At 59.6% G+C, this 24,939-nt stretch carries 19 protein-coding genes and 1 pseudogene; 5 read left to right on the forward strand and 15 right to left on the reverse strand.

The window, feature by feature from the left end; translation table 11 throughout:
- Positions 1–353: 353 nt before the first annotated feature.
- Positions 354–926, reverse strand: a complete 573-nt coding sequence (locus tag IB279_RS29500; RefSeq protein ID WP_113188249.1) for an NADPH-dependent FMN reductase — start codon at positions 924–926, stop codon at positions 354–356.
- Positions 927–1,156: 230 nt separating this feature from the next.
- Between IB279_RS29500 and IB279_RS29505 the strand changes: the two genes are divergently transcribed.
- Positions 1,157–1,666, forward strand: a complete 510-nt coding sequence (locus IB279_RS29505) for a GNAT family N-acetyltransferase (protein ID WP_060580701.1) — start codon at positions 1,157–1,159, stop codon at positions 1,664–1,666.
- Between the two features lie 32 nt (positions 1,667–1,698).
- Here IB279_RS29505 and IB279_RS29510 read toward each other — a convergent pair whose 3' ends face one another.
- The 5 genes from IB279_RS29510 to IB279_RS29530 form a co-directional block, all read right to left on the reverse strand.
- Positions 1,699–2,898, reverse strand: a complete 1,200-nt coding sequence (locus tag IB279_RS29510; protein ID WP_113506499.1) for an MFS transporter — start codon at positions 2,896–2,898, stop codon at positions 1,699–1,701.
- Positions 2,899–3,057: 159 nt separating this feature from the next.
- A complete protein-coding gene (locus tag IB279_RS29515; RefSeq protein WP_051659347.1) occupies positions 3,058–3,627 on the reverse strand; it encodes a helix-turn-helix transcriptional regulator in 570 nt (189 codons plus the stop codon).
- A gap of 548 nt (positions 3,628–4,175) precedes the next feature.
- Positions 4,176–4,313 (reverse strand): hypothetical protein, encoded by a 138-nt coding sequence (locus tag IB279_RS29520; protein WP_167550732.1) that lies wholly within the window; start codon positions 4,311–4,313, stop codon positions 4,176–4,178.
- Between the two features lie 454 nt (positions 4,314–4,767).
- Positions 4,768–6,111: an enoyl-acyl carrier protein reductase FabMG gene (locus IB279_RS29525; RefSeq protein ID WP_113188246.1), complete on the reverse strand. Its 1,344-nt coding sequence runs from the start codon at positions 6,109–6,111 to the stop codon at positions 4,768–4,770.
- A 270-nt stretch (positions 6,112–6,381) separates the two neighbouring features.
- Positions 6,382–8,160, reverse strand: coding sequence for a hypothetical protein (locus tag IB279_RS29530; RefSeq protein WP_113188245.1), 1,779 nt, complete (start codon positions 8,158–8,160; stop codon positions 6,382–6,384).
- Between the two features lie 415 nt (positions 8,161–8,575).
- Between IB279_RS29530 and IB279_RS29535 the strand changes: the two genes are divergently transcribed.
- The 3 genes and pseudogenes from IB279_RS29535 to IB279_RS29545 form a co-directional block, all read left to right on the forward strand.
- Positions 8,576–10,474: a potassium transporter Kup gene (locus IB279_RS29535; RefSeq protein ID WP_060643886.1), complete on the forward strand. Its 1,899-nt coding sequence runs from the start codon at positions 8,576–8,578 to the stop codon at positions 10,472–10,474.
- Between the two features lie 51 nt (positions 10,475–10,525).
- Complete coding sequence (locus IB279_RS29540; RefSeq protein ID WP_060580704.1) at positions 10,526–11,491, forward strand: magnesium and cobalt transport protein CorA; 966 nt, start codon at positions 10,526–10,528, stop codon at positions 11,489–11,491.
- A 246-nt stretch (positions 11,492–11,737) separates the two neighbouring features.
- Positions 11,738–11,818: pseudogene (locus IB279_RS29545) on the forward strand (transcriptional regulator); the annotation flags it as partial.
- A gap of 28 nt (positions 11,819–11,846) precedes the next feature.
- On the opposite strand, the gene IB279_RS29550 reads toward IB279_RS29545, so the two are convergent.
- The 8 genes from IB279_RS29550 to IB279_RS29585 all read right to left on the reverse strand — a co-directional run bounded on the left by IB279_RS29550 (position 11,847) and on the right by IB279_RS29585 (position 21,707).
- Entirely contained in the window at positions 11,847–12,467 is a 621-nt protein-coding gene (locus IB279_RS29550) for a pentapeptide repeat-containing protein (RefSeq protein WP_192340396.1), read from the reverse strand.
- Positions 12,468–12,618: 151 nt separating this feature from the next.
- Entirely contained in the window at positions 12,619–13,896 is a 1,278-nt protein-coding gene (locus IB279_RS29555; RefSeq protein ID WP_113188244.1) for a pilus assembly protein TadG-related protein, read from the reverse strand.
- A gap of 855 nt (positions 13,897–14,751) precedes the next feature.
- Positions 14,752–15,405 (reverse strand): dual specificity protein phosphatase, encoded by a 654-nt coding sequence (locus tag IB279_RS29560; RefSeq protein ID WP_113188243.1) that lies wholly within the window; start codon positions 15,403–15,405, stop codon positions 14,752–14,754.
- Positions 15,402–16,244: an inositol monophosphatase family protein gene (locus IB279_RS29565; RefSeq protein WP_375292966.1), complete on the reverse strand. Its 843-nt coding sequence runs from the start codon at positions 16,242–16,244 to the stop codon at positions 15,402–15,404. The genes IB279_RS29560 and IB279_RS29565 overlap by 4 nt, the downstream gene beginning before the upstream one ends.
- A gap of 119 nt (positions 16,245–16,363) precedes the next feature.
- The gene (locus tag IB279_RS29570; RefSeq protein ID WP_113188241.1) at positions 16,364–17,467 is read right to left on the reverse strand and encodes an ABC transporter substrate-binding protein; all 1,104 of its coding nucleotides are present in this window, start codon (positions 17,465–17,467) and stop codon (positions 16,364–16,366) included.
- 65 nt (positions 17,468–17,532) lie between these two features.
- Positions 17,533–18,669 carry an ABC transporter substrate-binding protein gene (locus tag IB279_RS29575; protein ID WP_113188240.1) on the reverse strand — a complete coding sequence of 379 codons (1,137 nt, stop codon included), beginning with the start codon at positions 18,667–18,669 and terminating at the stop codon, positions 17,533–17,535.
- Between the two features lie 54 nt (positions 18,670–18,723).
- Entirely contained in the window at positions 18,724–19,857 is a 1,134-nt protein-coding gene (locus tag IB279_RS29580; RefSeq protein WP_113188239.1) for an ABC transporter ATP-binding protein, read from the reverse strand.
- Complete coding sequence (locus tag IB279_RS29585; protein WP_029742781.1) at positions 19,857–21,707, reverse strand: iron ABC transporter permease; 1,851 nt, start codon at positions 21,705–21,707, stop codon at positions 19,857–19,859. The genes IB279_RS29580 and IB279_RS29585 overlap by 1 nt, the downstream gene beginning before the upstream one ends.
- A gap of 585 nt (positions 21,708–22,292) precedes the next feature.
- Here IB279_RS29585 and IB279_RS29590 point away from each other — a divergent pair.
- Complete coding sequence (locus IB279_RS29590) at positions 22,293–23,282, forward strand: LacI family DNA-binding transcriptional regulator (RefSeq protein WP_060517897.1); 990 nt, start codon at positions 22,293–22,295, stop codon at positions 23,280–23,282.
- 10 nt (positions 23,283–23,292) lie between these two features.
- Here the strand turns inward: IB279_RS29590 and IB279_RS29595 are convergent, their stop codons facing one another.
- Complete coding sequence (locus IB279_RS29595) at positions 23,293–24,939, reverse strand: Na/Pi cotransporter family protein (protein ID WP_113188238.1); 1,647 nt, start codon at positions 24,937–24,939, stop codon at positions 23,293–23,295.

The following is a 24,939-nucleotide window of genomic DNA, read 5'->3' on the forward strand; positions in this document are numbered from 1 at the left end:
TCAATCCGCTGCAGGTCACGCTCGCTCATCGCAATCAATCCCATCCGCAATCTCCCAGGTCATCAAAACCCGGGGAGAGTGACATTCCAACTTTGCAGGATCAGGACACTTTAACTTTGCGGCTACAAGTTCAAATCGCATAATCTGAATTATGGAACTGAATGTGATGTATCAAATATGCCATCCAACGCATTGATCAAAATTCACTTCCTCGCGATAGCTGATTGAATCGATTTCGACCGCAGCCTCGATGTGGCCATGGCAGAACCCATCGTGAGGACGCCTGAGCCACTTCGAGCGTTGTTCGACGCCGTTGCATGCGGCTTGAGGAGACGCGAATGGCAGCCGCTTGTTCAAGCGTCGCGAGGCAGGACAGAGAGCACACGCGCAATGAAGGCTGCAAACTCTTCCATGTAGCCACGGAGAAACTGCTCGGTCGTTTGCACCGTCACTTCTCCGTCGTCGGAAATCAGCCCCGGAGTGAATTGAATGTAGGCTTCTGGGGCGTTCATCTGCGGTGAATTGCAAAAGCTAAGAACACTGCGCAGTCCTTGTTGCGCTACCGCGGTTCCGATCGAGCCCGGCGATGTCCCGATGACAGCCGAAGGCTTGCGTGTGAAGGAGTTCTTTCCGTAGGGGCGACTCGCCCAGTCAATGGCGTTTTTTAGGCCACCCGGGATTGAACGGTTGTATTCCGGGGTTACAAAGAGAATGGCGTCGACCCCAGCCAACTCTTCTTTTAAAGCTCTCGCGACCGGCGGAAAATCGGCATCATAGTCATGGCTATAGAGCGGGAGTTCCCTGAACGATATTTCTGTCATTTCAAGGTGTGCAGGAGCCAACCTCACCAGTGCACGGGCGAGCTTGCGATTTATGGAGTCTTTGGCGAGACTACCAATCAAGTATCCGACCTTATGCGTTTGCATAATAATTCTCCCGATACCGTGACCTGTGGCGTGGACTGCAACGACAATGTAGCGCGTCGCGCCGTGACTGTCATGTTTCCAAGTCGCTGCAAACCCGACCTCAGAACTCTCTTAACGCGCCAGTATGCCGGCAGAACTGCAGCTTTCATCCGGAGCCGGTCGCCGCGGCGATCGGCATCGTATCCGGCGGATGCGGAAGGAAGAATGGCTACCTTTGAAAGAAGAACATCGTGCAAACGATAACAACTGAACGACTGATATTGCGCCAATGGCGCGAGGACAATTTTGAGGCCTTCGCTCGATTCTGGGGGGACCCCGTCACCACCGCCTTCGTCGGGGGCCCGATCAAGCGTGAGGATGCCTGGCGAAGGATGTTGTCGTTCATCGGTCATTGGCACTTGCGCGACTTTGGCTTTTTCGTTGTCGAGGATAGTAAAACAGGTGAAATGGCGGGCTACTGCGGAGCGCAGCTTCCTTTGGACAAGCTTGAACCTGAATTGGGATGGGGCATTTACCCCCAGTTCCAGGGGCGAGGCTATGCTACCGAGGCGATGCATGCCGTTCTCGACTTCGCAGCCAGCAAACTTGGCTGGAGGACGGCAATAAGCCTGATCACTGATGACAATTTGGCTTCCCAAGCGGTCGCGAGAAAACTTGGAGGCGCGCTTGAGCGACACGTGGATATCAGTGGCATGCGCTACGGCGTATACCGGCACGTCTTTGGAGATTCGTCGATTTAGCCGTTCAAGGGATCCTCATCTGGTTCGGATACCTACAGCGTGGGTACGCCGGCAGCATCGCGCGTTGGCTCCGGCATTGCCGGAAGCAGGAGCAGGAGGGCCACCGACAGGAGGTGAATAGCACAGGCGACGAACGCGAGCGCCGCGAGCCCGGCTGCGATGATTGGCGCGGCGATGACGGTTCCAAGCGTGGTGATCATGAAGATGAAAAAGACGATCAGCGCCGATCCGCGCGCATTATTGGCACCCGAAGCAAGAATGCCGCGATAGAAGCCAATGGGGCCGCGAAGACCCAAGCCAATCGCCATGGGCGTAAACAATAGAGGCAACATCAGCGTGTTGGTACCGCCCATGAGACCGTAGGCGAACAGCGCAAGGGCACTCAAGGCAGCCATGACGGTGCCGGTCAGGATGACGTTTTCAGCGCCAAAACGTTCGGCAATCCGGGCGGTCAGATTGGTGACGATGATGAACCCGGAAATGTTGATGACCTGCATGATGATGAAGTCGTTCAGAGAGCCGCCCATCGACGCGACGATGACTGTCGGCGCGCCGAAGACGAAGGTGAGCAGTCCGCCGAGCGTCAGGGCCTGGCTGAGCGCGTATCGCATGAAGACGCGATCCGTGAGCAGTTGCCCATAACTACCGAGCGTGTTGTCGGAGGGTTCTTCCTCACGGGGCAGCCCAAGCACGAGTATGAGGACCGCAGCGAGCATCGTCAAAACACCCAGCAGCTCGAATGACGATTGCCATCCGAAATGCGAAAGCAGCAGCACGCCGAAGATCGGCGCAAGCGCCGGCACCAGCGATTCCACGCTGCCGAGAAACCCGATGGCGCGCACCGCCGCCTTGTCGCTGAACAGCTGCCGGATCAACCCTGGGCCAAAGACCGGAGCCGCCGCAGACGCCACGCCTTGAACGAACCTCAGCGCGATAAGTGCCGTGATATTTGGCGAGAAGGCACAGGCGAGCGAGGCGGCTGCAAATCCGGCGAGCGAAGAGAAAAGCAGCGCCTTGCGCGAAAAGTGGTCCGCCAGGCGCCCATAAAGAAGCAGGCCGAGACCGCCGCCGCCGACATAGGCGGCAAGCACCAGCTGCGCGGTCGCCCGGTCAGTGCCGAAGATTTCAGGCAATTGCGGAACGGCCGGCAAGACGAGGTCGGTCCCTGCCAGCGATAGCGTTGCACAGATGATGAGAAGTGAAAACGTGATGGCGCGACGCGAATTTGTCATTGTCCGGAGTGCTCTTGGCGGATCTATCGTGACCGATGGGATGTGAGCGCAGACGCCCTGCCCGCCGAATTTTTTGGTACGGCGGTTTCGGGGCAACTGGCGGTCATGGCAGGCTAGCAGGGGCAGAACAGCTCGGACAACGAATGAAATATTCGCGTCTCAGATGGGATCGATACTGGTTACCAGGCGGCCGACGCGCCCGTCGGAAATGCCTATTCGTTCCCATCGGATGATGCTCGGGGGGATCGGCATATCGGGGTCGTCGCTGCCGCCGGTCGTGAACTGGACGGCTCCTGACCAGACCTCTTCAAACCAGCCAAGTTCTTGCAGTTGAAGTTCTCTCTCGATGATTTCCGCCGTCGCGTATCGCCATAGCGAGACGCCGAAAAAGGACGCGGCAGAGATCCGCCACTGGGCTTGCCTGGCCGGTGAGACGCTCAAAAGCGCATGGGTGTCGTCGCAAACAAGGTGAACCGGAAACGGCGCCGTTTCGATGAGCCGACGCAATGTCAGGTCTATCCCGACGCTCTCATGCCGCTCGAGCAGCGTCTCGACCCGGGCCCGGGCCTTTGCTGAAGGCTCATGCTGGCCGGCTTCCCATCGCGATAGCAGACCCTGCGATACGCCAAGATCCGCCGCCAACGTTTCCTGCTTGATCTGCCTGAGCCTGCGGAAGCGTCGAAGCCGGCATCCGAGCGGCAAAGCGCTAACCTTCAGATCAAGCTCCATAGCTTCCTCGCGACAATAGCCCTCCCCCGTTGAATAGCAGGGACGCTTGGTCGGTTGTCAACAGACACCCGACGCCAGCGTCTAGCTCGATGTTGGGACGGTGGCATCTTCGACGCTCACTTTCGCCTGACGTCGAGGCCCAACGCATCGGCGATGATGATCGCGTCCTTGAGACGGACGCTTTCCGGAGCAATGGGCGATGACGTCATCCGGCTGTCGGGAATGAAAGCGGTTGGTCGGCACGTTGCTCCATGGGAGATCACGGCGTTACGGGCCGCGCCATTGTCAAAGCGCAAGCCCTTGCAATCCGAACAATCGGACAGAGCTTGGACCTGAAGGGCAGAGAGTTGGCTTGATGGAAGGAGAGCTTTCTCGACGAGGGTCGCATAGCCAACATTCTCGTGGCGGCTTGGCGACGTTCGGCGCCACTACGGCCGAAGATCAGGCGATGGGCCCCTCATGCTTGTCAAAATCGCCTGAGCGGGCCCACCCCCTGTCAGAGTTCGCACAGCTGCCGGCAGTGCAGTTACAGCGCCGCCGGAGCGGCTTCAGCGCGGTGCAACCGCGCCCGCATAAAAACCGCCGTCGCCACCATAGTAATCCTGTCTGACACTGGTCGCACCGCCGCCGGTCTGGGAGCATCCGGCAAGCGCGGAGAGTACGAGCAAGAATGTGGCAATACGCATTGAGTTTGATCCTTTCTTGGCTGTCACACACATAGTCACAGGCAAACGCCCAGACAACCCGGCGATGACACGACTTTCAACCAAACCCTGTATCCGAACGATCACGATACTGAAACAAAGGCGCACATCCTCTCTCTCGGCGCGCCCTACGCCGGCAAACTTCTTGAGCTACAAGATTTAAGAGAGAAACGATCGCAGCCGACACCACGATCGCCGAAGCGCTCGCGCAAATGGATTGGCTGGCACGCAAGACGCTGTTTGCCGAGGACGCCGAGGGCCACCCCAAGAGGTCGGCCGAGCGGGTGCAATCGTCACGCGTCGTCTGGTTCAACGAACGACCAGTACCGCCAAGACTGCTTGACGTCACGGTCATCGACCTCGCGTGCGCGTCTGATCAGACGCGCAATCGGAGGCGACTCAAGGAGACAGGCAGTAGCCGCCTGCGTCGTCGCGCTTAGGCCGCTTCGAGAGCGTTGCGGGCTGACCCTTTCGTCTCGATCAGCGTGCGCGCGACGATGTCGTGGTTGAGCCACAGGACAGGGCCCGATGGCGCCGAGCTCTCACCAAAGATGAGCTGCCCAACCGCTTCGACCACCAGCCGGCTCAAGAGATCGGAGATCAGCGCCTTGCCGTCCCGGTGCATCGCCGTGATTTCGCTCGACGTACCGATCGTCAGGTCGGACTGTCCCGGATTATTCGGCATTGGCCAGGACGAAAAGTCGTAGAACGGCCGCATCACTTCGCTCGTCTGCATATCGGAAATCTTCCGCAAGACGTCATCGACGGTGAAGCCATCTGCCAACAAATCCTGGCAGGCCTGCCATTGCTGCGCGACCCATTCGCCACCGCCCTCTTTTTTCAGCGCGAGCAGAAGCGGAATGAGGGGCAGCTCGATGCCGGCGAACACGTCGGAAGAATTGGTGCGGATCTCAGGGCAATTGTAGACCGTCGCCTTAATGCCCTTGTTCCAGGCTTCCTCAGCGATGCGCTCCAGGCGCATCTTGGCGTAGCCCTGCGTGTAATTGGTATAGGTCTGCCAGCGGTACTCGTTAGCAACGAGAATGCCCGTACCGTGGTAGCCAAACGCCGAATAACGAACCTGGCCACCGGAAGCTTCGATGCGCGCCCGGATGGCTGTGCTCAGATCGATCAGGTGTCGGAACGTGTTGGCCGAAACCTCGTCGAAATTCTGAAGAATGAGCTTGCCCAAATCGCTGTCGAGCAGCGTTTGCGACGACATGTGGCGCGCGCCACGTCCCTTGTAGACGCGATTGGCGATGACCATGAACACCTTGGCCTTCGGGATGCCACCGGCCATGGTGTGCGCGAAGAAGACATTCCTGCCATCAGCGATCATGCCATCAAGGATCCCCATGACTTCAGAAAGGGCATTCTTGAACCGTTCGACGCCGACGTCTCGGCATTTCTCGATGTGCGACCAGTCGAGTTTCTCGTCTTGCCACGTCTCGAGCGTCATCTTCGCGAGAAGGTCGGTCGGAGTGGGCTCGCCTTCAGGCGCGTCAAGATCGAAGCCTGCCATGATCGGCACGTTGATGATCTTGCCTCCGAGCCGGGCTTCAGCCGCCGCAAGTTCCTCCTCGTTCAGCGGCCGCAGAACATTGGCTTCGTCTCGTCTGCCAACCGTGATCCCGACAATTTCCATGCCGGCCTTCTTGGCCTGGTCGACCAGATGGGTGGCATAACCCCGATCGAACAGCTCACCAAACAGAACGAAAACATCGCCTGGACGGAAAATGTTCGTCCGCGGGAAGTGCGTCAGAGGGTTTGGTTTCTTCATACTGCCGGTTCTCTCAAAGCTGGTCGCGGAGCAACCAAACAAACTACGTGATGAACCACTGCACTGATTGGCGGCAAGTGGGAAGTGACAATAAGTATCGTTACAATTCAAACCGTGAGCGGAACGGAACGGCAGTGGCGTCCATTCCAGCCCCGCAGCGATCCGGAATGGTGAACTTTCCGCGTGACCGTCACCGCTTCGACGTGATTTCTGCCGGCCTCGGATCCTGTCGTGGCCCGGCTGAACGTGGCCTGCGAAACTAGGCGCACGCTACTTTTCAATCCGCAGGACGATGAGGTCAGACTGTTTGACTGATGATACGGGATGAAGGCCCGGCCCAGCACTGCCTGTCATGATGGCATCGAACAACGGCATCTTCTCGCTTCCCACGAGCCCTAACGGCGCCCGACAAACGGCCAGATAGTCGAACCCGGCTAAAAGAGCATTCCGCTCATTGTTGCTACTCGACATAAAGGCCCGAAGAACCCGTCCGATCGCTGGCGCAGCCCGGTGAAAGGGAACGCTCGACACCGTAAGGCTGTCCTGCGACCTACGGGCGATCTCAAGCCCCAGTGCCGGCGGCGTCATCACTTGTCCAGGTGGAAGGGTGGCAAGCAGCGAGAAATCCGCCCCCTTGCAATCATTCCAGAGCAGGTGGTCAAAAGCATCCGTAGTCTTACGCTCAAAAGGCACGACGAAGTAGAATGAGGTGGCCATCACAACAGCCATCCCGCCAAACGCAGCCAACCGCCTAACCGCCACCTGGCTGTCTTCGCGAATTATCGACGCCGCAGCAGGCAGCAACAACGGAACGACGGCAGCAGAGAAGCGCAAATACCGGTTGGAGACCAACGCGGTCAGGAGGAGCGCTGCGGCGACAGCATAGATGATAGCGAATTGCGGATTTGCCGTTCGGGGGGCGTTCAACGCGCGCTGCAAGCTAACAGCCAGGACGCAGCTGAAAATACCCAGTAGAGCAAGTGAGCCGTAGTCCCCTGTTCGGAAAAACTCCAGGGCACTCTTTTCCTGGTCGATGCGATCAAACCAATATATCCGGGCCAGATCGTCGATGGCTGCATATGGGCCGGCCAAAAGCTGTGGATAGGCGAACAACAGCACAGCCGATAGCATCGAACCGGCGGTAGCCAAAAGTCCAAACTTGAACGCCGCGCTCGAAGCCTCCGGCACCAGCCATAAGGTCACGGTTGCGATCGCTCCAAAGCCAAGCAGTGCGAATGCAAATGGTGCGGAGAAAGCATCGTTCTCCACACGCCAGAACCCGGAAGGACCGATTACCAAAAAGGTCAGGATGGGTACCGCAACCAGGCATGTGATGGCGGTTGAGGCAAGCATCGTTCGGGTGCCGTCCAAACCCGCGGCCCACGCTAGTGCCAAGGCTCCCAACACCAGCGCGATAACAGGCAACGTCTCCAGGCCTACCAAGAGCGAGATCGTCGCTGAAATCGCGACGACCGCCCCGCCTATGCGATCGAACCTGGCAATCCCGTATATCAACGTGAGCAACAGCACCATCTGCAAGTTATGGTGGTCAATGCGGCCAGGACTAAATTCCCAGATCGCGAAGGCCATAAGGACGAGGACGGCGCATAGCATTCCGGGCGAAAGCTCACCTTTTCGTGGCGCTATCCGGCTCAAAACCCCAACAACCCCAATGGTGAAAAAGACTGCCATTACGGCTGGCCAAACCTGGAAGGCCACCGCGAGCGCGTCTTCCGCTCCCAAGGCGGACTGAAGAGAGAAAGCTATGAGCATGTAGGGAAGGTCAACTATTCGCGACCAAGGCGAAATATACGGCTCGGGCATCAGGATCCGCGGTATTGCCGGCCTAAGCCACCCGCCATCCTCAAGGAATGCCTTGATTTGCAGACCCCGCAAACTGTCGTCGATGTCAGCGTTGTGAATACGCTCACCGGACAAATCGAACCCGATGAGTAGGCCGACGATAAAGATGCAGATCAGCCAATACCCCGTTGCCGACCAGCGTTCATCAACTCGCGCGACACTTGTCTCTGCGACAACTAAACTCATGGCAGATGAAACTCGTGTGAAGCGCCCAAACTCACACGAGATTGCCTACACCTACTCTCTTAATAAGTGTGTAATTTTAGGTTGCGTGCGAAACTCTGCCTCAAGGGCAACCTCGCTTAACTCGGTCTGCGATGCGGGCCCAGAGACTTCACAATCGACATTCACTGCGTCGGTCATCGTTCGGTATTCTCGAGAGAAAAGCGCAATTGGTTCGCCTCAGCAATGCGGAACACTGATCTCAGCCGATGCGGGTGGGAACGCAAACCATTCCCTGATGTTTTCGCGAGTTAGGTTTGTCCAACGGCCGATTATTCACACTCGACATTCTCGAGCGGTTCCTGTGAGAATTGCCTGGACTTTCGCAATGCAGCATATATCTGCCATCGCTAATGCCGACGGTGTTTCAGGAGACCTTATGCCCAATGCTCACAGCGAAGCTGTCGGACCTCGATCGGGAACGCAGAGCTTTCTCGTTCTACTGCTTGGATGCATCGGCGTTGTCTATGGCGATATCGGAACAAGTCCGCTCTACGCTTTTCGGGAGGCCCTTCGTCCCTTCTTGAGCGACGGGGCGCAGCCTGACGAAGTCATCGGTCTCATTTCCCTGATGGTTTGGACGTTGACGTGTATCGTGACGTTCAAATACGTGCTTTTCCTCCTGCGCGCCGACAATGACGGTGAAGGTGGAACATTGTCGCTTCTCGCGCTCTTGATGAAGAAAACCGGCAGTTTCATGCCCGTGTTGTTTTTCGCGGGCCTAATCGGGGCGGCCCTGTTTATCGGGGATGCCATGATCACCCCTGCCCTCTCGGTCATGTCGGCGCTCGAAGGCATGAAACTCGTCACACCAGCCTTTTCGGACTACGTGCTTCCCCTTGCTGCGGTCATTATGGTTGCATTGTTTGCCGTGCAGTCCAAGGGTACGGAAGCGGTCGCAAGGTTTTTCGGGCCAATCACGGTTGTGTGGTTCCTCGCGATGGCGTGGGGCGGTCTCATCCACATCGGCGACGACTGGACCATCCTGCAGGCTCTGAACCCGATCAACGCCCTGTGGTTCATCACGCATGCAGGCTGGGCAGGTCTGATCGTGCTTGGCGCCGTCTTCCTGACGGTCACGGGAGCCGAGGCCCTTTATGCAGATCTCGGCCACTTCGGGAGGAAACCGATCAGCACGGCATGGTTTATCCTTGTATTCCCCGCATTGGCGCTGAACTACCTTGGCCAAGGCGCGCTCGTGCTGAGCCACCCAGACGCGGTCAACAACCCATTCTATCTTCTCTATCCAGACTGGGCGCTGCTGCCGATGGTCATTCTCGCGACCATGGCGACAATCATCGCTAGCCAAGCTGTCATCACGGGAGCGTTTTCTCTCGCTCGCCAGGCGGTCCATTTGGGCTTTCTTCCTCGGCTGCTGATCAAATTTACGTCCGAGACCAACACCGGCCAGATCTATGTCCCTGCCGTAAATGCGCTGCTGTTCGTCGGGGTCATCGTGCTGATTTTCTCGTTCGGGGACTCAGAGTCTCTCGCGACCGCGTATGGAATCTCGGTCACAGGCGCGATGGTTGTGACAACAGTGATGGCGTTCCAGTTTCTCCGCTCCGTCTGGGGATACTCAACCGTTCTGGCTGCACTGCTTCTAGCGCCATTGCTCGTCATCGAGAGCGTCTTCTTGCTTGCCAATCTGTTCAAGATTCATGATGGCGGCTGGGTGCCGGTGGCATTGGCACTGACAATCATGGTGGTGATGTGGACTTGGACGCGGGGATCCGCAATGCTGCGCGAAAAGACCGCGCGCAACGATATCCCGCTGGAAACATTCATCCGCTCGATAGAGAAGTCCACGCATGCGCCCCAGACCGTTCGAGGGACGGCAATCTTTCTAACCAGCGTCGGCGATAAGACACCCGCCGTTCTCCTCCACAACATCAAACACAATCATGTCCTGCACGAACGCAATGTTATTTTGACGGTTCGCACATCCGAGCATCCGTATGTCGCGCAGGAAGACCGCGTCTCAATGACTGAACTGTCAGACCGGTTTACAAGGCTCGAGCTTTGCTTCGGCTTCATGGACGAACCGAACGTCTCGAAGGCGCTGTCACTGTGCAAGAAGGCAGGTTTCAAGTTCGAGATCATGCAGACCTCTTTCTATCTCGGGCGCAGGACCCTTATTGGTGACCCGAACTCAGGTCTGCCCGGCTGGCAAGACAAGCTCTACATTGCACTTGCAGGTCTCGGCATCGATCCATCGTCCTATTTCAAGCTGCCAGCCAATCGCGTGGTCGAGATTGGCGAGCAAGTCACGATCTAACCTTGGGTCAAATGCTTCACGCTGCGATATCAACTCCCGGAACTTCAAAAAATGCCAGTCGTCGCCTCCTACATGTATCGTTCGGGCAAGCGCGCCGAAGAAATCCCGCTTGCCGCCAAACCATTCGAAGCATCAGGTGGCGACTTCGCCTGGATCGGTTTGACTGAACCGACAAAGCAGGAAATGGCCGACCTTCAGGCCATGTTCGCTCTTCACCCACTTGCCGTCGAAGACGCCCTCAACGGCAATCAGGTGCCGAAGGTGGACATCTACGGCGACCAGTTGTTCGTGATCGTCAAGACGGCCCACCTTGAGGGTGACAAGATCACCTACGGCGAAACCTGCATTTTCGTGGGGAAGCACCACCTGATTTCTGTTCGCCACGGATCTGCCCGCTCCCACAAGGAACTGCGCCAACACCTGGAACAGTCGCCCCAGCTTCTTGAGCACGGACCGGACTATGTCCTGCACGGCATCATCGACTTCGTTGTCGACGGCTATTTGCCGGTGGTCGAAACGCTTGAGGACAAAGTTCTGGAGCTCGAGAAACACGTACTTGTGTCCTTCCTGCAGCCCGAGCAGATCAGGCGCATCTTTCGGATGCGCCGTCACGTCATTCGCTTCCAGCGGGTGCTCGGGCCGATGGGAGAGGTGGCGGGTAAGCTAACTCATCTCGAGCTGCCCTGTATCGACGACAATGCCAAGCCATTCTTCAAAGACGTTCTTGACCATGTCAGACGTGTGGAAGGCCTGGTAGGCGGCCTTCGCGAGATAATGACGTCCGTGTTCGAGGCCTCCAATCTCCTGGAGCAGCAACGACAGGGCACCATCACACGGCAGCTTGCAGCCTGGGCCGCAATTCTTGCCGTACCGACAGCCATTGCCGGAATCTACGGGATGAACTTCGAACACATGCCTGAACTGGCAACCCGTTACGGCTACTTTGCCGTCCTCGGTGTCATTGCGACGCTCTGCTCTATTCTCTACTGGCGGTTCAAAAGGTCCGGATGGCTGTAGCCAGCGGAAATATCTTTCCGTGGGTTTCGTTTGGTGTCGACACCGCGGCATTGCAGCATGCTATCGGGTAAAAGCTCTGTGTGGTGGTATCTCTTGGTGCTCTCGGGCAATCCGGCCTTACCTCCAGCCCGCCTCCCCCATCTTCCGGCAAGTGACCTCGCGGCCTTCCGGAAGTTCGCCGAACTCTATCGGCGCAGGCCGAGCTTGACGCGGAAATCAGGACCGGTGCCCTCTAGGAGATTTGCAATGGCGACCAAGCGCAAGTTCAGGAGCGATGCCTTTGAGGCGATCCATAGCGCCGTCGAAGACATGTCCGCGGCAGGCACCCGTTGGGTCCTATACGTCGCCGGCAGCGTCACTTTCGCCTGACGTCGAGACCCAGAGCCTCGGCGATGATGATCGACTGGTCGATCGTGATGATCGCGTCCTTGAGGCGAAGGTTCTCCGGATCGAAGGCGGTGAGGTCGCTGCCCCTGAGGTCGCAGGTGGTAAAATCTGCCCCATGCAGCCAGGCACCGGAAAGATCGACGTCCCTGAGCGAGCCGCCTTTGCAGGAGGCGCCGGTCAGATCCGCTTCCCGCATTCGCGTTTCCTTGAAGGATGCGCGGCCGAGAGCCGCGCCTGGCAATCCGGTAAAGGACCAGTCGCCGCCCGTCACTTGCATCTGGTCGAACTCGCAAGCGTCGAACATGCTTCCGACGAACTTGCACTCCTTGAAGCGGCTATCGAAGAACTTACAGGAGACGAACGTGCAGTTGACGAAGGCGCTCGCCTGGTGTGACGATGCATTGAACCGGGCTCGCCGGAAGGTGCATTCGTGAAAGACCACGCCGACGGTCTGCGCCTCGGTCAGGTCGAGATCGACGAACAGCGTGTTTTCGTATCGCTCGCGCTCGATCTGGCGACCGTACCAGTCGGCGCTTGCAATCGTGCTGTCGGTCTTGGGCGGCGCTTCGCCGTATCGTCGTTCAGCCATATCCATCCATCTGCGGCCCCGCACCAAGCGCAATGCCTTTTGTTGCTTCGCCGCTGAGCATTTCCATCTTCGCGATGATTGGCAATGCCGAAAAATCGAGCGCACGAGCGAAGCCACCGGGGCACGCAATTACGACGGGCTGGTTTCGACGCTATTCCACCAGCCGCACGCCGCCTCCCCTGCCGAAGCCGTTGGGCACGAAATCTTTGCCCTCTTCCCCCGGCTTCTTGAAGAAGGCCGTTCCGGACACGTAGAGGTTCAAAACCCTGGTAATCAGTGCGGTAAACTTCGATTCCGAATTGAGGCTTCCGCTGACGTTCCAGTCGACCACCGCATAGGGCAAATAGATCGCCCCATTGTAGAAGCTTCCAGCAGACGTGTTGATGCGGAACTGGACGCTGCTGTCCTTCGCCTGCCGGCCCTGGAACATCAGGATGCCGGCATGCGCGCCGCTGGTTGGCGCCGATACCTGCAGGATTGCCGCACCGTTCAAAAACAGCGGCGATTGCGCGTCCTCGAAATAGAAAAGCACGTCCTTGCCTATGACCTTGGCCGATGTGTTCAAGGTCAACGCGCCGCGGCGGAACGCGTAGATTCCGGGCTTCAGCGTTAACTCGTCCGTGGCATTCACGGTCAGCCCGCCGCAATAGATCCCGGGCTCGAGCGACGACTTGCCCTGGCTGTTGATCGTCTTCAGGCTTTGGGAGGTACAGGCGTCGTTCGGCGACACCGGTTCGGGCATGCCGGCCATGGGGTCGGGCACGACAGGAGATCCGTCGACCGGCGGCGGCGAAATCAGGCGGCCGGAAAGCTTCGACTGGCCGGTGACGGCGATCAGCGGTGCTGCGAACTTCCCCTGGTTTTCGGCGTAGAACGCACGTTGCGAATGGGACGAGTTCACCTGGAAGCCGCATTCGCTGGTGACCGAGTTCGAATTGATGATCTTCAGCGCATCGGCCCTGCCCGGATCAAGGATCAGGATGCAGGCCGAGCTGCCAGCCCCTCGGGCGGCTTTCGCGATGACTGAGATCGGAACCGTCCGGAAGCCGAACATATGCATGATGGCGGTTTCGTAGTCCTCATTGACAGCCACCGCTACCGTATCCCGCTCGACCGTGACCTGATGGTTCCAGCTCGGGGGCTCTTTCAGATCTTGCGTGTCGCTGCTGCCAAGATGGGCGCCGAGAAAACCCACGGCGATCTTCTGCTCCGAACCGACACCTGCTGCAGCTCCCGCCAGTGCCGCAGCATCGGCCGCGCTTTGCATAGCGGCCTTTCGGTTGACCGCGGCTGCGAAATCGATCGCAACGCCAAGAGCGGCAATGAGGGGGATCGCGACAAGCGCTGCCAAGAGGCCGAAGTTCCCGGACCGGCATTTCAGCAGGGCCGAGGCGCAATGCCTGATCAGTGGCAGGGTCAGTATGTTCATGGCAGTTTCTTTGCAACCAGATGGAGAGTAGTCGCCTCTTCGTGCAGGGAGCCTTGCCAATCCTTTAATTTCGGGCCGAGTTAACGGTATGCACTCTCTCAGACGCTCTTCAGAGCTCTGACACAGGCGCGAAACGAGGTTATTTGAAGATATTTTGCGCTAAACGCGCGTCACTTCGGCACAACCGGCCAGCTGCCACGCTCGCCGGTTGGAAGCGATTTTGGCGTGCCCGAGAGGCGGATTCTGGGTCTTCTTCACTCAGAGGTTGCTGGACTGCTGAGGCAGTGCGGCGACTAACCCCTTTTGCTCATTGCCTAATCCTTGACTGCACCGTGCGCTGTGCGACGCTTTCGACTTCATGGTTGTACTGCGTAAGGGGCGGACGATGAAATTCACAAAGGCAAAGAGGAAACATCCCGGTAAGGCATTCAAAATAGGCGGGGCCGATAGAAGCGCATATGACGGCTTCGTCGGGACGGCGCGCGCAGCACCCGGCTTTTCCTATCGGGGACGATGGACCAGCGAAGGGTGCCCCGGCACCTTCGAAACATGGCTCGTAAACAAGGGCATATTGCCCAAACAATAGGGCCTTTCATTCTACTCAATCACGATCTGCCGGCGTCAAGGGTGGCGCCGGCCGCGCGCGTCAAGGTGCTCCGCCTAATAAAGCGATTTCGATTCCGCTTGGGCGTTCGAACGCGTTGGCATGCACGAAAGAACCAGCTGTCGCGACCGGAGGGGCGGCCGAGAATGCGTCGACGGCTGGCTGACCTCGAGACGTCGGCATCCCTGGCGGTACTGAGAGCAGGTTTCCGTGGCCCATACTGCAGACGGTCTCTGAACTGCGTTCTCGGGTCAGGCCTTCCCGCTCTCAATCGCACGTGCCCATCCCGCGGCTCGCTCGGCCGAGGCCGCCAGAACCGGTTTGGGCGCCTTGTACCACTCGTCCTTTGGGATCTCGCGCTTCTCGCGGACGAAGTCGATGGCGCGCTCCAATGTTTCGAATTGATCAGGCAGCGTCAAATGCAGGAACAGCGACACGACGACGACTGAGCGCGATCGGCCACCGCGGCAGTTGACGAGCACACCGCCACGTTCGCGCCTGGGATAGGACGGCTTTTCGGGTAGGACCTGCTCCAGGGCCGCTCGCAGGATGTAGTGCGCGGCCAGCATTTGCGTGTCCGGGTTCCCATCCCCGTCGATAAGCCCGATCTTGTAGTAGCGGATTTCGCCCGGTCCATGGATGCTGTTGCGGTGATCCGAGACGAGCTTCGGCTGGTCGACGAAATTGAAGTCCAGATTGACCGCGCAATTGACGACCGTCGTGATCCCGCTCTTGCGCAGGAGTTCGAGGTCGCTCGCACCTTCCTTGCCGGAAATGAAGATGTCGACGCCATAGGTCGGATGCTTCGGATAGACGAGACTGAGCCTTGGCAATTCGCTGCTGGTCTTTTCCGTGGTTGAGGCATCGCTAAGATTGTCGAGAATGGTTTCCTCATGGGCTTTCATGGCGACGGCGCCTTCGCGCTGCGCCCGGCAGAGATTGCGGCGGCGACACGGTTCAGGGTTGGATAGTCGCCACCCCGACCATAGGCGAGATACCCCGGGCAAAGGTAGTCGAAGGATCCTTCCGGCACTTTGCCAAGCGACAACGGCGCATAACGGCCGCCTGCGTTCTTCAGGATCAGGGTCGCTGCGGCCACATCCCAGGCGTTGACGCCAAAACCCGCGGCCGCATCGACAAAACCCGCCGCCACATGGGCGATGCTCAAAGCAGCACTTCCAGGGCGACGCACGGTCGAGAAGGTTTCGACCAGATCACCGAGGCGGGCAAGTGCCTCGCTGCGGCCATCCAGGCGAAAGTCGCGCGAGACCGGGTAGCCGGTGATCAGCGTTGCCCGGCTTTCGTCACCGATGGCTTTGGAGGCAATGACCTTTCCATTGAGATAGGCACGCTCGACGTCGCTCGAAAACAGGAGATCGGCCACCGGGTCATAGACGACCCCGGCCACAACCGATCCGCCTTCAACCGCCGCAATCGATATGCACCAGAAGGCAAGTCCTCGTGCGAAGTTCGCGGTCCCGTCGATCGGATCGACATACCATTGGATGTCGCCCTCACCGACCTGCCCGCCCTCTTCGCCAAGCATCGCCGAATTCGGCTCGTGCGCGAAGATGTAGTCGCGGATGGATGCCTCGGCTTGCCTGTCGTAGACCGTCACGACGTCGTGGAGATCGCGCTTGTAGTCGACGACCATTTCCGAGCGAAACGCAGCGAGCAAGGGGCCGGCGGCCGAGCGGGCCGCACCTTCGGCGATCGTCATCAGTCGCCGCGAGTAGTCGCGCATGGCGTCTCTATCGGATTGGTTACGGCTCGTGGCGAGATTGGCGTCGGTCATGCTCTCTTCCTGTTCATACTGGAACGGCCGGCGCGACCTGTCCTCGTGAGGCCGCGCCGGCCGGGATTTTACTTGCTGTAGTTCATGCGCCAGAAATCCTGCCACTCCTCGCGCCGGTCGAAATCGTCAAGCCCAGTGGCCGCGTCATAGGGAAAGAGGCGGTCCGCTACCTCCATGATCCCCGACGGTTCGTCCTCAGGCATCTTGATGTCGACATTGGTCGGCAGCTTGCCGTCCTTCATCTGGGGCGCGATGCCCTCTTCCGTCAGCACGTAGTGGATGAAGAGCTTCGCGGCATTCGGGCTCGCGGATTTCGAGGCGATCAGGCCGAGCTTGGTGTAGGTCCAGCCGACCCAGGGGGTCAGCTCCGTGCAGAGCCCGAGTTTGTAGCCTTTGCCTTCGTTATCACGGAACTTGGCGGAGCTCAGGAGCCCGAAAAAGGGCTCCTTCTGGCCGGCGGCGCCGACGGCTTCGGCAACCGGATCGTCGCCGTCCGTTACCAGCGGGCCGTTTTGTGCCAGGGCCTTGATCCAGGCGGCCGCTGCACTTTTTTCAACGGTTTCGAGATCCTTGCCGAAGTGGACCTTGTAGGCCTCCTTCACGGCGTTGTCGGCATGCTTTTCCAACTGGTTGAACCAGTCGGTATAGGTGCTCTTGGTCAGGGGATCGACCAGCGCGATCTTGCCTTTCCATTTTGCCTCAGTCAGCTCCCAGATATTGCCGACCGGGCATTTGTCATAGGCCTCGGTGTTATAGGCCCAGACATTGGCATTGGTCGAAATCGCCAGCGGGTTCTGGAAGGCCGCCGGTATCCTCTCCTTCATGTCGCCGGGCAGATAGCTTTCGACGAAGCCCTGCGGCAGAAGCTGGGCGAGCGCTGCCGGCGCGTCGGTGATCAGGGCGACATCGCCCTGGACGTTGCCGGCCTGGGCTTCGCGGATGATCATCTCCAGCTGGCTGTTGGCCGAGACTTTGACGCCGGTCGCCTTCACCCCGTATTTGGCGGTGAAGGCCTCGGCCATCTCGACGATCTTGCCGGTGCTGTCATAGACATTGATCGGCTTTTCTTTCTTCGCCGCCTCCACCAGCGCATTGAGATCAAACGCCTCCTCGGCGTTTGCCTCGACGGCCAATGCGGCCGCAAGGGCGGCAAATGCCGCCCCCATGATCATAACCCTGTTCTTACCTTTGCTCATGGTTTCCCCTCCCAAGGAGACCGTTTCACATGTTCAGGCGATTACTTCTGGTAGCTGAGCCGCCACAGGTCCTGCCAGGTCTCGCGCGCGTCCCAGTCGTCGAGGCTCGTTGCCATCTCGTAGGGCATGACCTGATCAAGAACGGCGCCGATGCCCGACGGCTCGTCTGCGGGCAGTGAAACGTCCTTGTTGGTCGACATTTTTCCGTCTTCTGCCTGCGGCGCGATGCCTTCGGCGGTCATCACGTAGTGGATGAAGAGCTTTGAGGCGTTCGGGCTGTTGGTGCCCTTGGTGATCAGCCCGACGCCCGGATACATCCAGCCGAGCCAGGGTTTCAGGTCCTTGCAAAGGCCGAGCTTCATGCCCTTTTCGGCATTGTCGCGGAACTTTGCCGAGCTCATCAGCCCCATGAAGGGTTGCGACTGACCCGGCGCGCCGACGGCATCAGCAGCGGCCGCATCGGCGTCCGTCAGCAAGGGAGCGTTGGCAGCGAGCGCCTTGACCCAGGCGGCCGTCGCACTGCCGTCGTCGGTTTCGAGATCCTTCCCGTAAAGCTCTTTATAGGCGGCCGCCACTTTGTCGTCGCCGTGCTTGGCCATCTGGTTGAACCAGTCGACATAGGATGGCTTGCCGAGCGGATCCTGCATGGCGACCTTGCCTTTCCACTCAGGTCCCGTCAGCTGCCAGATGTTGCTGACCGGGCACTTGTCGAAGAGCTCGGTGTTGTAGGCCCAGACATTGGCGCTGGTAACGACGGTCAGCGGGTCCTGATACTCAGTGGGGATGTTGGCTGCGAGATCCGGCGGCAGCCAGCTTTCGGCAAAGCCCTGCGGGATGAGTTGCGCCATCGCGGCCGGTGCGTCGCTGATGATCGAGACATCGCCCTGGATGTTGTTGGCACGGGCCTCGCGAATGATCATCTCAAGCTGGGCCGTCGCCTTGACCTTGGAGCCCTCGGCGCCGACGCCATATTTCTGGGCAAAGGCCTTGGCCATTTCGACGATTTTGCCGGTGCTGTCATAAACCGTAATCGGAGGTTCCTTGCGCGCGGCCTCGATCAGCGCGTTCAGGTCGAACGGCTCTTGTGCCAGCGCCGGTCCGGCGAAGGCGACGATGGTCGTTGCCAGCAGCGCGCGCCTGATTGCACGGTGCGTCCTTTCAGTCCTTAGAAATTGCATCGTCTGTTCCTCCCTCAGATTATGTTTCGATTTGTCGTTCGGCACTGAAGCGCCTTAGTTCAGCGTGGACTTGCGCAGCAGCGCGTCCGCTTCGGCGATCCGCTGGCCGTCCTTGTTAAAAACGTGCAGCGCCTCAGGCGGCGCAAAGAACGAAACCCTCGTTCCGGTCTCGACGCGCGGCAGGGCATTGGTCGTCAAGAACAGCGTGTCGCTGCCGTTCCTGAGCTCCAGGATCCAGCTGCCGCCGGTCGGCAGGACGCCTGTCACCGTCATTTCGCCGGAGAAGCTGCCGGCCGGCACATCGTTGGTTTTGACCGAATAGCCGATCGCTTCCGGTCGGATGCCGATCGAGCCAATGCCGCGCGACGACCGGTGGCGCGTGCCAAGATAGGCCTCGGCTGCGCGCGACAGCTCAGAGGCGGCGGCCGATCCGAAGTTCAGGATGTTGATCGGCGGGCTACCGACGAATTCCGCGACGAAGCGATTGGCCGGGCGATCATAGATATCGTTGGGCGTGCCCATCTGCTGCAGCGTGCCCTCGTTCATGACGGCGATCGTCGTTGCCAGCGTCATTGCCTCCCACTGGTCGTGAGTGACGAAGACGATGGTCGTCTTGAACTCCTTGTGGATGCGTTTGAGCTCGGCGCGCATCTCGAGCCGGAGCCGGGCGTCGAGGTTCGACAGCGGCTCGTCGAGCAACAGAACGCCCGGATTGACCGCCAGCATGCGGGCGAGCGCCACGCGCTGCTGCTGGCCGCCCGAGAGCTGCGACGGGTAGCGGTCGCGGTACTTGGCGATGTCGAGCGCCTGCATCACTTTCTCGACGCGCATTTCACGCTCTTCCTTCGGCAGTTTGCGCAGCCTCAGACCGAAGTCGGTGTTGCGTTCGATTGTCAGGTGCGGCCAGAGCGCGTAACTCTGGAACACCAACCCCATCTCACGCTTTTCCGGCGGGATGAACACGCCTGCCCTGACCGAGTCGACCACCCGCTCTCCGATGCGGATCTCGCCGTCCGAGAGGTTTTCGAGGCCGGCGATCATGCGCAGCGTCGTGGTCTTGCCGCAGCCAGAGGGTCCAAGAAGGCACATGAACTCGCCGTCGCGGATTTCGAGATCGAGGTTCGAGACGGCATTGGCGGAATTGACGCCGTAGTTCTTCTGGGCGCCGCTGAGATTGATGGTGGGCATCAGCTTCCGAGTCCTTCTGCGAGATTGGTCTTGGTCAGCTTCTGGGCTGCCAGGGTTCCGAGATAGGCGATCGCCGCGATGATCAGCACGACGGCATTGGCGGCTTGCGTGTAGTGGTAGTCGACGAGCCGGAGCGAATAGGTGGTCAGAACATCGGTGCTCGGCACGGCGAGGATGACGAAGAGGCTCAGGCCCTTGATGCCCGAGATGAAGGGCAGCAGCACGCCTGTTACCAGCGAGCCCTTCTGGATTGGAATGACGATCAACATCATCCGCCGGAACCAGCCGGCGCCGGAAATCTGGGCTGCCTCTTCCGGATCCTTGCCAAGCTGGGTCATGGCCGAGATACCGGCGCGCGAGGCGTAAGGCATCTGGTCGGCGATCAGCGCCAGGACCAGGATGGTGACGGTACCATAGAGGGCCGGCATCGGTCCGCGTGGCACGGCGAAGAGCGACAGATAGGCGGCGGCAAAGGCGATACCCGGCACCAGATAGGGCAAGAAGGTGACCTGCCGCAGATAGACCGACAGGACCTTCACCGGCGTGCGGATGACCACATAGCCAACAAGAAGTCCGAGAATGCCCGAGGTCAAGGACGCAAGGCCGACGATGACAAGCGTGTTTTTTGCAGCCGCCCATAGATCGGGGCTTAAGAGGACCCCGGTCTGCAGTGCCACCGTGTGGAGATCACGGCCGATCCAGTAGTCGAGCGTGAAATTGTCGAGCGTGAACTGCGCCGGCAGCTTCATGATGGTGGAGAGGAACAGGGTCAGAAGCGGCAGTCCGACGCTCAAGAGAAAGATAAGTGCGGCAAAACCGGTCGCCGGCAGGCGGTACTTGCCGAGCCGGCTCTGGCGGTTCATCGAACCCTTCGAGCCAACAGTAACGAAGCGCCGGGCTTCACGAACAAGACGCGCATCGATCATCAGGGTGACGATGCCGATCAGCATGATCGAGGCCGCGACGACACCGGCAACGCCGGTCTGGCGCGACGCGATGCTGCGAAAGAGCGAGGTGGAAAGCACTTCGAACTTGACCGGCAGGCCGAGCACATAGGGCACGCCAAACTCGCCGAGGCACTTGGCGAAAATCAGCACCATCGAGGACAGAAGTGCGGGACGCATCAGCGGCAGGATGATCTGCATCGCCACCTGGTAGCGCTTGGCTCCAAGGATACGGGCGGAATCTTCGAGCTGGGAATCGAAGCGACGAAGGGCAGAGCCAAACAGCAGGATGACGAAAGGCGTATAATGTAGCGCCAGGATCACGATGATCGGGAAGCGCCCATAGGCGACCCAGTCGGGCGGCGTTAGCCCCATGGCCTCGAACCAGCCCGGCTGGCCGCCGACCGTGCGGTTCTTGAAGAGCGTTGTCCAGGCAAGCGCAAAGGTCCAGGCCGGCAGCATGTAGGGCACGATCAGCGCTGTTGCGAACCAGCGCCGTCCGAACATGTCTGTCCGGCTGATCAACCAGGCGAGCACCGTACCGATCAACAAAGACAGGCTGATCGCTCCGAGCGCGACCGATAGCGTGTTGAAGAGCGGCCGCCAGAAAAGATCGACCGAGACCGGCGACAGGAAGGCTCGATCAAGGTAGTAGAGCGTAAGCTCACCAAAGTCCTTGCCGAGCCGCCGCTCGTGGCCGAATTGGACGCGCACGGAATCGAGCACGATCGAGATGATCGGCACGACGATGAGATAGGTAAAGAGAAGTGCCGTCAGGACGCCGATCAGCGTCGTCGGCTCCCGCGACGCGACCTTCATCCGATAGCGCCAGCGCTGCCATGCCGTCGGCGCCATTGCGCTGCCGGGCAATGTTGCCGCTTTGGCTGTCTCACTCAATAAGGCCATGCTCTTCCCCTTGGAACTCAACATGCGCTGCCTGCGCCGGCGATCGATGCCTGGCGGAACTTTCAAAGTGCCAACGGGGAATAGAAATCAGCCGCCAGGGCGTGGCGCTGACCTACGCAAGAAGCCGCTCAATGACGCAAAAGGCGCGGCTGTCGGTTACTCAATCCTCCCCGTTCGCAGGGCAGGCGCAAGCGCTTGCCAGATGTCGGCGCAAGCTCCTCAACCGCGCCGCCATCACCACGAACATAGACAGAACAAAAATTCCAATCCAGCTCTGTCTATGGAACGTATGATCCAATGGCGAGGCGCCGTTGTCAACAAAAAAATGCACACGTGCGCAATGATATAAGCCATTGTTTTTGATGACTCTTTTGTGACAATGATGTATTACTTTTGGAACACGTGATCATTGAGGTTGGGCGAATGACTTCAGCGGGGAGAAACAGCCGCCATAGACGGAGCGATGGCGACCGTTCAGCGGCATCAGCGGCTGGTTCACCGAGCGGGTAGGCTCGAACTTTTTCGTTGGAATGGGCCTGCTTTTGTGGCCCTGATGAAAAGCATCTGATTCTGCAGGAGAAAGGCATGGCGAGGGGCTTTGTGACGGCCGAAGAGGTTGCAAAACGCGCGGGCGTCTCACGCTCGGCGGTCTCGCGAACCTTTACGCCCGGAGCCAGTGTATCCCAGGCTGTGCGGCGCAAGGTTCTCAAAGCCGCCCGGGAGCTCGGTTACCGGGTCAACCGGCTGGCGCAGGGACTGAACAACGACCGCTCCAATCTCATCGGGGTCGTCGGTGCCAATCTCAGCGCACCCTTCCATGCAAAACAGCTCGATCTCTTGAGCATCGGCCTGTTGCGTCGCGGTCTCCAATGCCTGTTGCTCAATGCCGCGGATGCGCGAAAGGATATCGCGCCGCTGATCGAGCTACTGTTCGAGTTCCGGGCGCAAGCGATCATCGTTCTTTCCGGAGAGCCGCCGGAATCGATCGTCGACCAGTGCATTGCCAACGGCGTGCGCCTGATCCTGATCAACCAGAAAATCGATCGCACCGATACCAGCATGGTGCTGAGCGACGATTCCCGCGGTGCGGACCTTGCAGCACTGCGCCTGATCGAGGCGCGCTGCAAGAAGGTTGCGGTGATCTCGAGTGGCAGCCAAACCCCTGCTCAGGTGCGCCGCACCACTGCGTTCAAAAAGAAAATGGCGACCGCCGGGGTCGAGGTGGTCGCCTGGTCGGGCGGTACCACGAGTTATGAAAGCGGTTACCAGGCTGGCTGCGAAGTGCTCGTCGACGAGGCGATCGACGGCGCGTTTTGCGTTACCGATCTCTTGGCTCTCGGCTTTCTCGACGCTGCCCGCACCGAAATGCACCGCCGCGTGCCGGCCGATCTTTCCGTCGTCGGCTTCGACGATATTCCGCAGGCAGGGTGGAAGAGTTACGAACTCACCACCGTTGCGCAGTCCTTCTCCGCTCTGACGGAGCATGTTCTCGAAGCGCTGGAAGCCGACGAGATGGAAACGCGACTTCAGGTCGTTCCCGTCACGATGGTCGAGCGCAAGACCGCCCGACGCTAGACCGGAATGCTCAAGTGGCCGCCGGCCGGATACGGCTGTCGATCAACAACCCGCTCTGATCTAGGATGGGGTGCGCGACGGTTGCGATGTGTGCGTTGATGCGTTTGAGATCGCGCAGCATGTCGAGATGGAGCGAGCTGGTTTCGATGCTTTCGGCGCGGCCATCGCGCAGGCGCTGCAGATGCCGCTCAGCCGACTGCCGCTCCAGCCTGCGGACATCTTCCTTGGCTTCTACCAGGCGCCGCGCCATCGCGTTGTCACGCGTGGCAAACACGGCCTGGGCCATGCGCAGATTGTCGATCGTGATGGCGAAGAGACGCGACAGTTCCTCGTGGCCATCGGAGGAGAAAGCCAGGCCGCGGGCGATCTTCTTTGCAAGTTCGGCAAGGAGCCCCTTCTCGATGATGTCGCCGATATGCTCGAGGTTGATGGCATAGTCGACGATATCCATGGCGTGGCGGCGCTGTTCCTCGGCGATTTCGGACTGGCCGACGCGCGAGACGTAAACCTTGATCTCGTGTTGCACGCGATCCACGCGCCCTTCAAGCGTGCTGATCGCAGCAAGCCTGGAAGGGTCCGTCTGCTGCAGGGCGTCGTTTGCTTCGACCAGCATGCGCTCGACCAGGTCGCCGACGCCGAGCACTTCCCGACTTGCGCCGGCAAGCGCTGCGACCGGCGTGCCGAGATCGTTCTGTTCCAGGAAAAGCGGGCCGTCCGTCGCCTTTGGCTCGTCCGGCAACAGGCGCATGGTCAGGCGGGATAGAGGCCGAGCGAGGGGGGCCGCCAGAAGCGCCAGTGCGAGATTGAAGGCGAGATGCACATCAACCGGCAGATTGCCGCGTGAGACAGGCGGCCAGTCGATATGCGGGGCGATGTACCCGGCGAGCGCCAGAGCGGCCAGGCAGCCGACGGCACGCACGATCAGGTTGCCAAGGGCAACCCGCCTGGCGCTCGCCGCAGCCTTGAATGTGGCTAGAACCGGGGGCACAGCACCGCCGAGATTGGCTCCCAGAACGAGGGCGATGAGCGGGCCGGTCGAAAGGCTGGCGGATGTTGCAAGAGACAGGATCAGCACAACGACTGCCAGGCTCGATGACGCGAGCGCTGCGAGTCCTGCCGAGATGACGAGCGCCACCGGCCAGGCATTGTCGAGCATCCCGAAGAAAGCCGAAAGGGCGGCAGAGGTCCGCAGCGGTTCGGTCGCACCGCCAATCAGATGCAGCGACAGCAACATCAGCCCGATGCCGACGAGCGCTGCGCCTGATCCCTTGCGCGTGCTCGAGCTGCCGCGCCCGACAACGAAACCGCAAAGCAGCAAGAGCGGTGAGAGCCAGCCGAGCCCCAAAGCCACGATCCAGGCCGTCATCGCCGTGCCGACGTTGGCGCCGAGCAGCACGATCTGCGCCATGCGCGGCACGATGAGATCACGCTCGACGAAGGACGCGACCATGAGAGCGGTGGCGGTGGAGCTCTGGAGGGCGATGGTTGCGACGAGGCCACTGAAAAACGAACGAAGACCGTCACGCGTCCCGGCCGCCAGTCCGACTTTCAGACGGGCACCAAAAGCGCGTTGCATGCCGTCGCGAACCTGACCAAGGCCGAACAGGAGGAGCGCCACCGCGCCGAAGAGGTTGATGCTGACGATCGCAGTGCTCAT

Origin of the sequence: Ensifer sp. ENS06, from assembly GCF_014852205.1 — a bacterium.
Taxonomy (GTDB): domain Bacteria; phylum Pseudomonadota; class Alphaproteobacteria; order Rhizobiales; family Rhizobiaceae; genus Ensifer; species Ensifer adhaerens.

Coding starts and splice junctions, on each gene's coding strand:
- IB279_RS29500 (WP_113188249.1), bottom strand. CDS start 926: ATGCAAACGCATAAGGTCGGATACTTGATTGGTAGTCTCGCCAAAGAC.
- IB279_RS29510 (WP_113506499.1), bottom strand. CDS start 2,898: ATGACAAATTCGCGTCGCGCCATCACGTTTTCACTTCTCATCATCTGT.
- IB279_RS29515 (WP_051659347.1), bottom strand. CDS start 3,627: ATGGAGCTTGATCTGAAGGTTAGCGCTTTGCCGCTCGGATGCCGGCTT.
- IB279_RS29520 (WP_167550732.1), bottom strand. CDS start 4,313: ATGCGTATTGCCACATTCTTGCTCGTACTCTCCGCGCTTGCCGGATGC.
- IB279_RS29525 (WP_113188246.1), bottom strand. CDS start 6,111: ATGAAGAAACCAAACCCTCTGACGCACTTCCCGCGGACGAACATTTTC.
- IB279_RS29530 (WP_113188245.1), bottom strand. CDS start 8,160: ATGAGTTTAGTTGTCGCAGAGACAAGTGTCGCGCGAGTTGATGAACGC.
- IB279_RS29535 (WP_060643886.1), top strand. CDS start 8,576: ATGCCCAATGCTCACAGCGAAGCTGTCGGACCTCGATCGGGAACGCAG.
- IB279_RS29540 (WP_060580704.1), top strand. CDS start 10,526: ATGCCAGTCGTCGCCTCCTACATGTATCGTTCGGGCAAGCGCGCCGAA.
- IB279_RS29550 (WP_192340396.1), bottom strand. CDS start 12,467: ATGGCTGAACGACGATACGGCGAAGCGCCGCCCAAGACCGACAGCACG.
- IB279_RS29555 (WP_113188244.1), bottom strand. CDS start 13,896: ATGAACATACTGACCCTGCCACTGATCAGGCATTGCGCCTCGGCCCTG.
- IB279_RS29560 (WP_113188243.1), bottom strand. CDS start 15,405: ATGAAAGCCCATGAGGAAACCATTCTCGACAATCTTAGCGATGCCTCA.
- IB279_RS29565 (WP_375292966.1), bottom strand. CDS start 16,244: ATGCGCGACTACTCGCGGCGACTGATGACGATCGCCGAAGGTGCGGCC.
- IB279_RS29570 (WP_113188241.1), bottom strand. CDS start 17,467: ATGATCATGGGGGCGGCATTTGCCGCCCTTGCGGCCGCATTGGCCGTC.
- IB279_RS29575 (WP_113188240.1), bottom strand. CDS start 18,669: ATGCAATTTCTAAGGACTGAAAGGACGCACCGTGCAATCAGGCGCGCG.
- IB279_RS29580 (WP_113188239.1), bottom strand. CDS start 19,857: ATGCCCACCATCAATCTCAGCGGCGCCCAGAAGAACTACGGCGTCAAT.
- IB279_RS29585 (WP_029742781.1), bottom strand. CDS start 21,707: ATGGCCTTATTGAGTGAGACAGCCAAAGCGGCAACATTGCCCGGCAGC.
- IB279_RS29590 (WP_060517897.1), top strand. CDS start 22,293: ATGGCGAGGGGCTTTGTGACGGCCGAAGAGGTTGCAAAACGCGCGGGC.
- IB279_RS29595 (WP_113188238.1), bottom strand. CDS start 24,939: ATGAGCACTGCGATCGTCAGCATCAACCTCTTCGGCGCGGTGGCGCTC.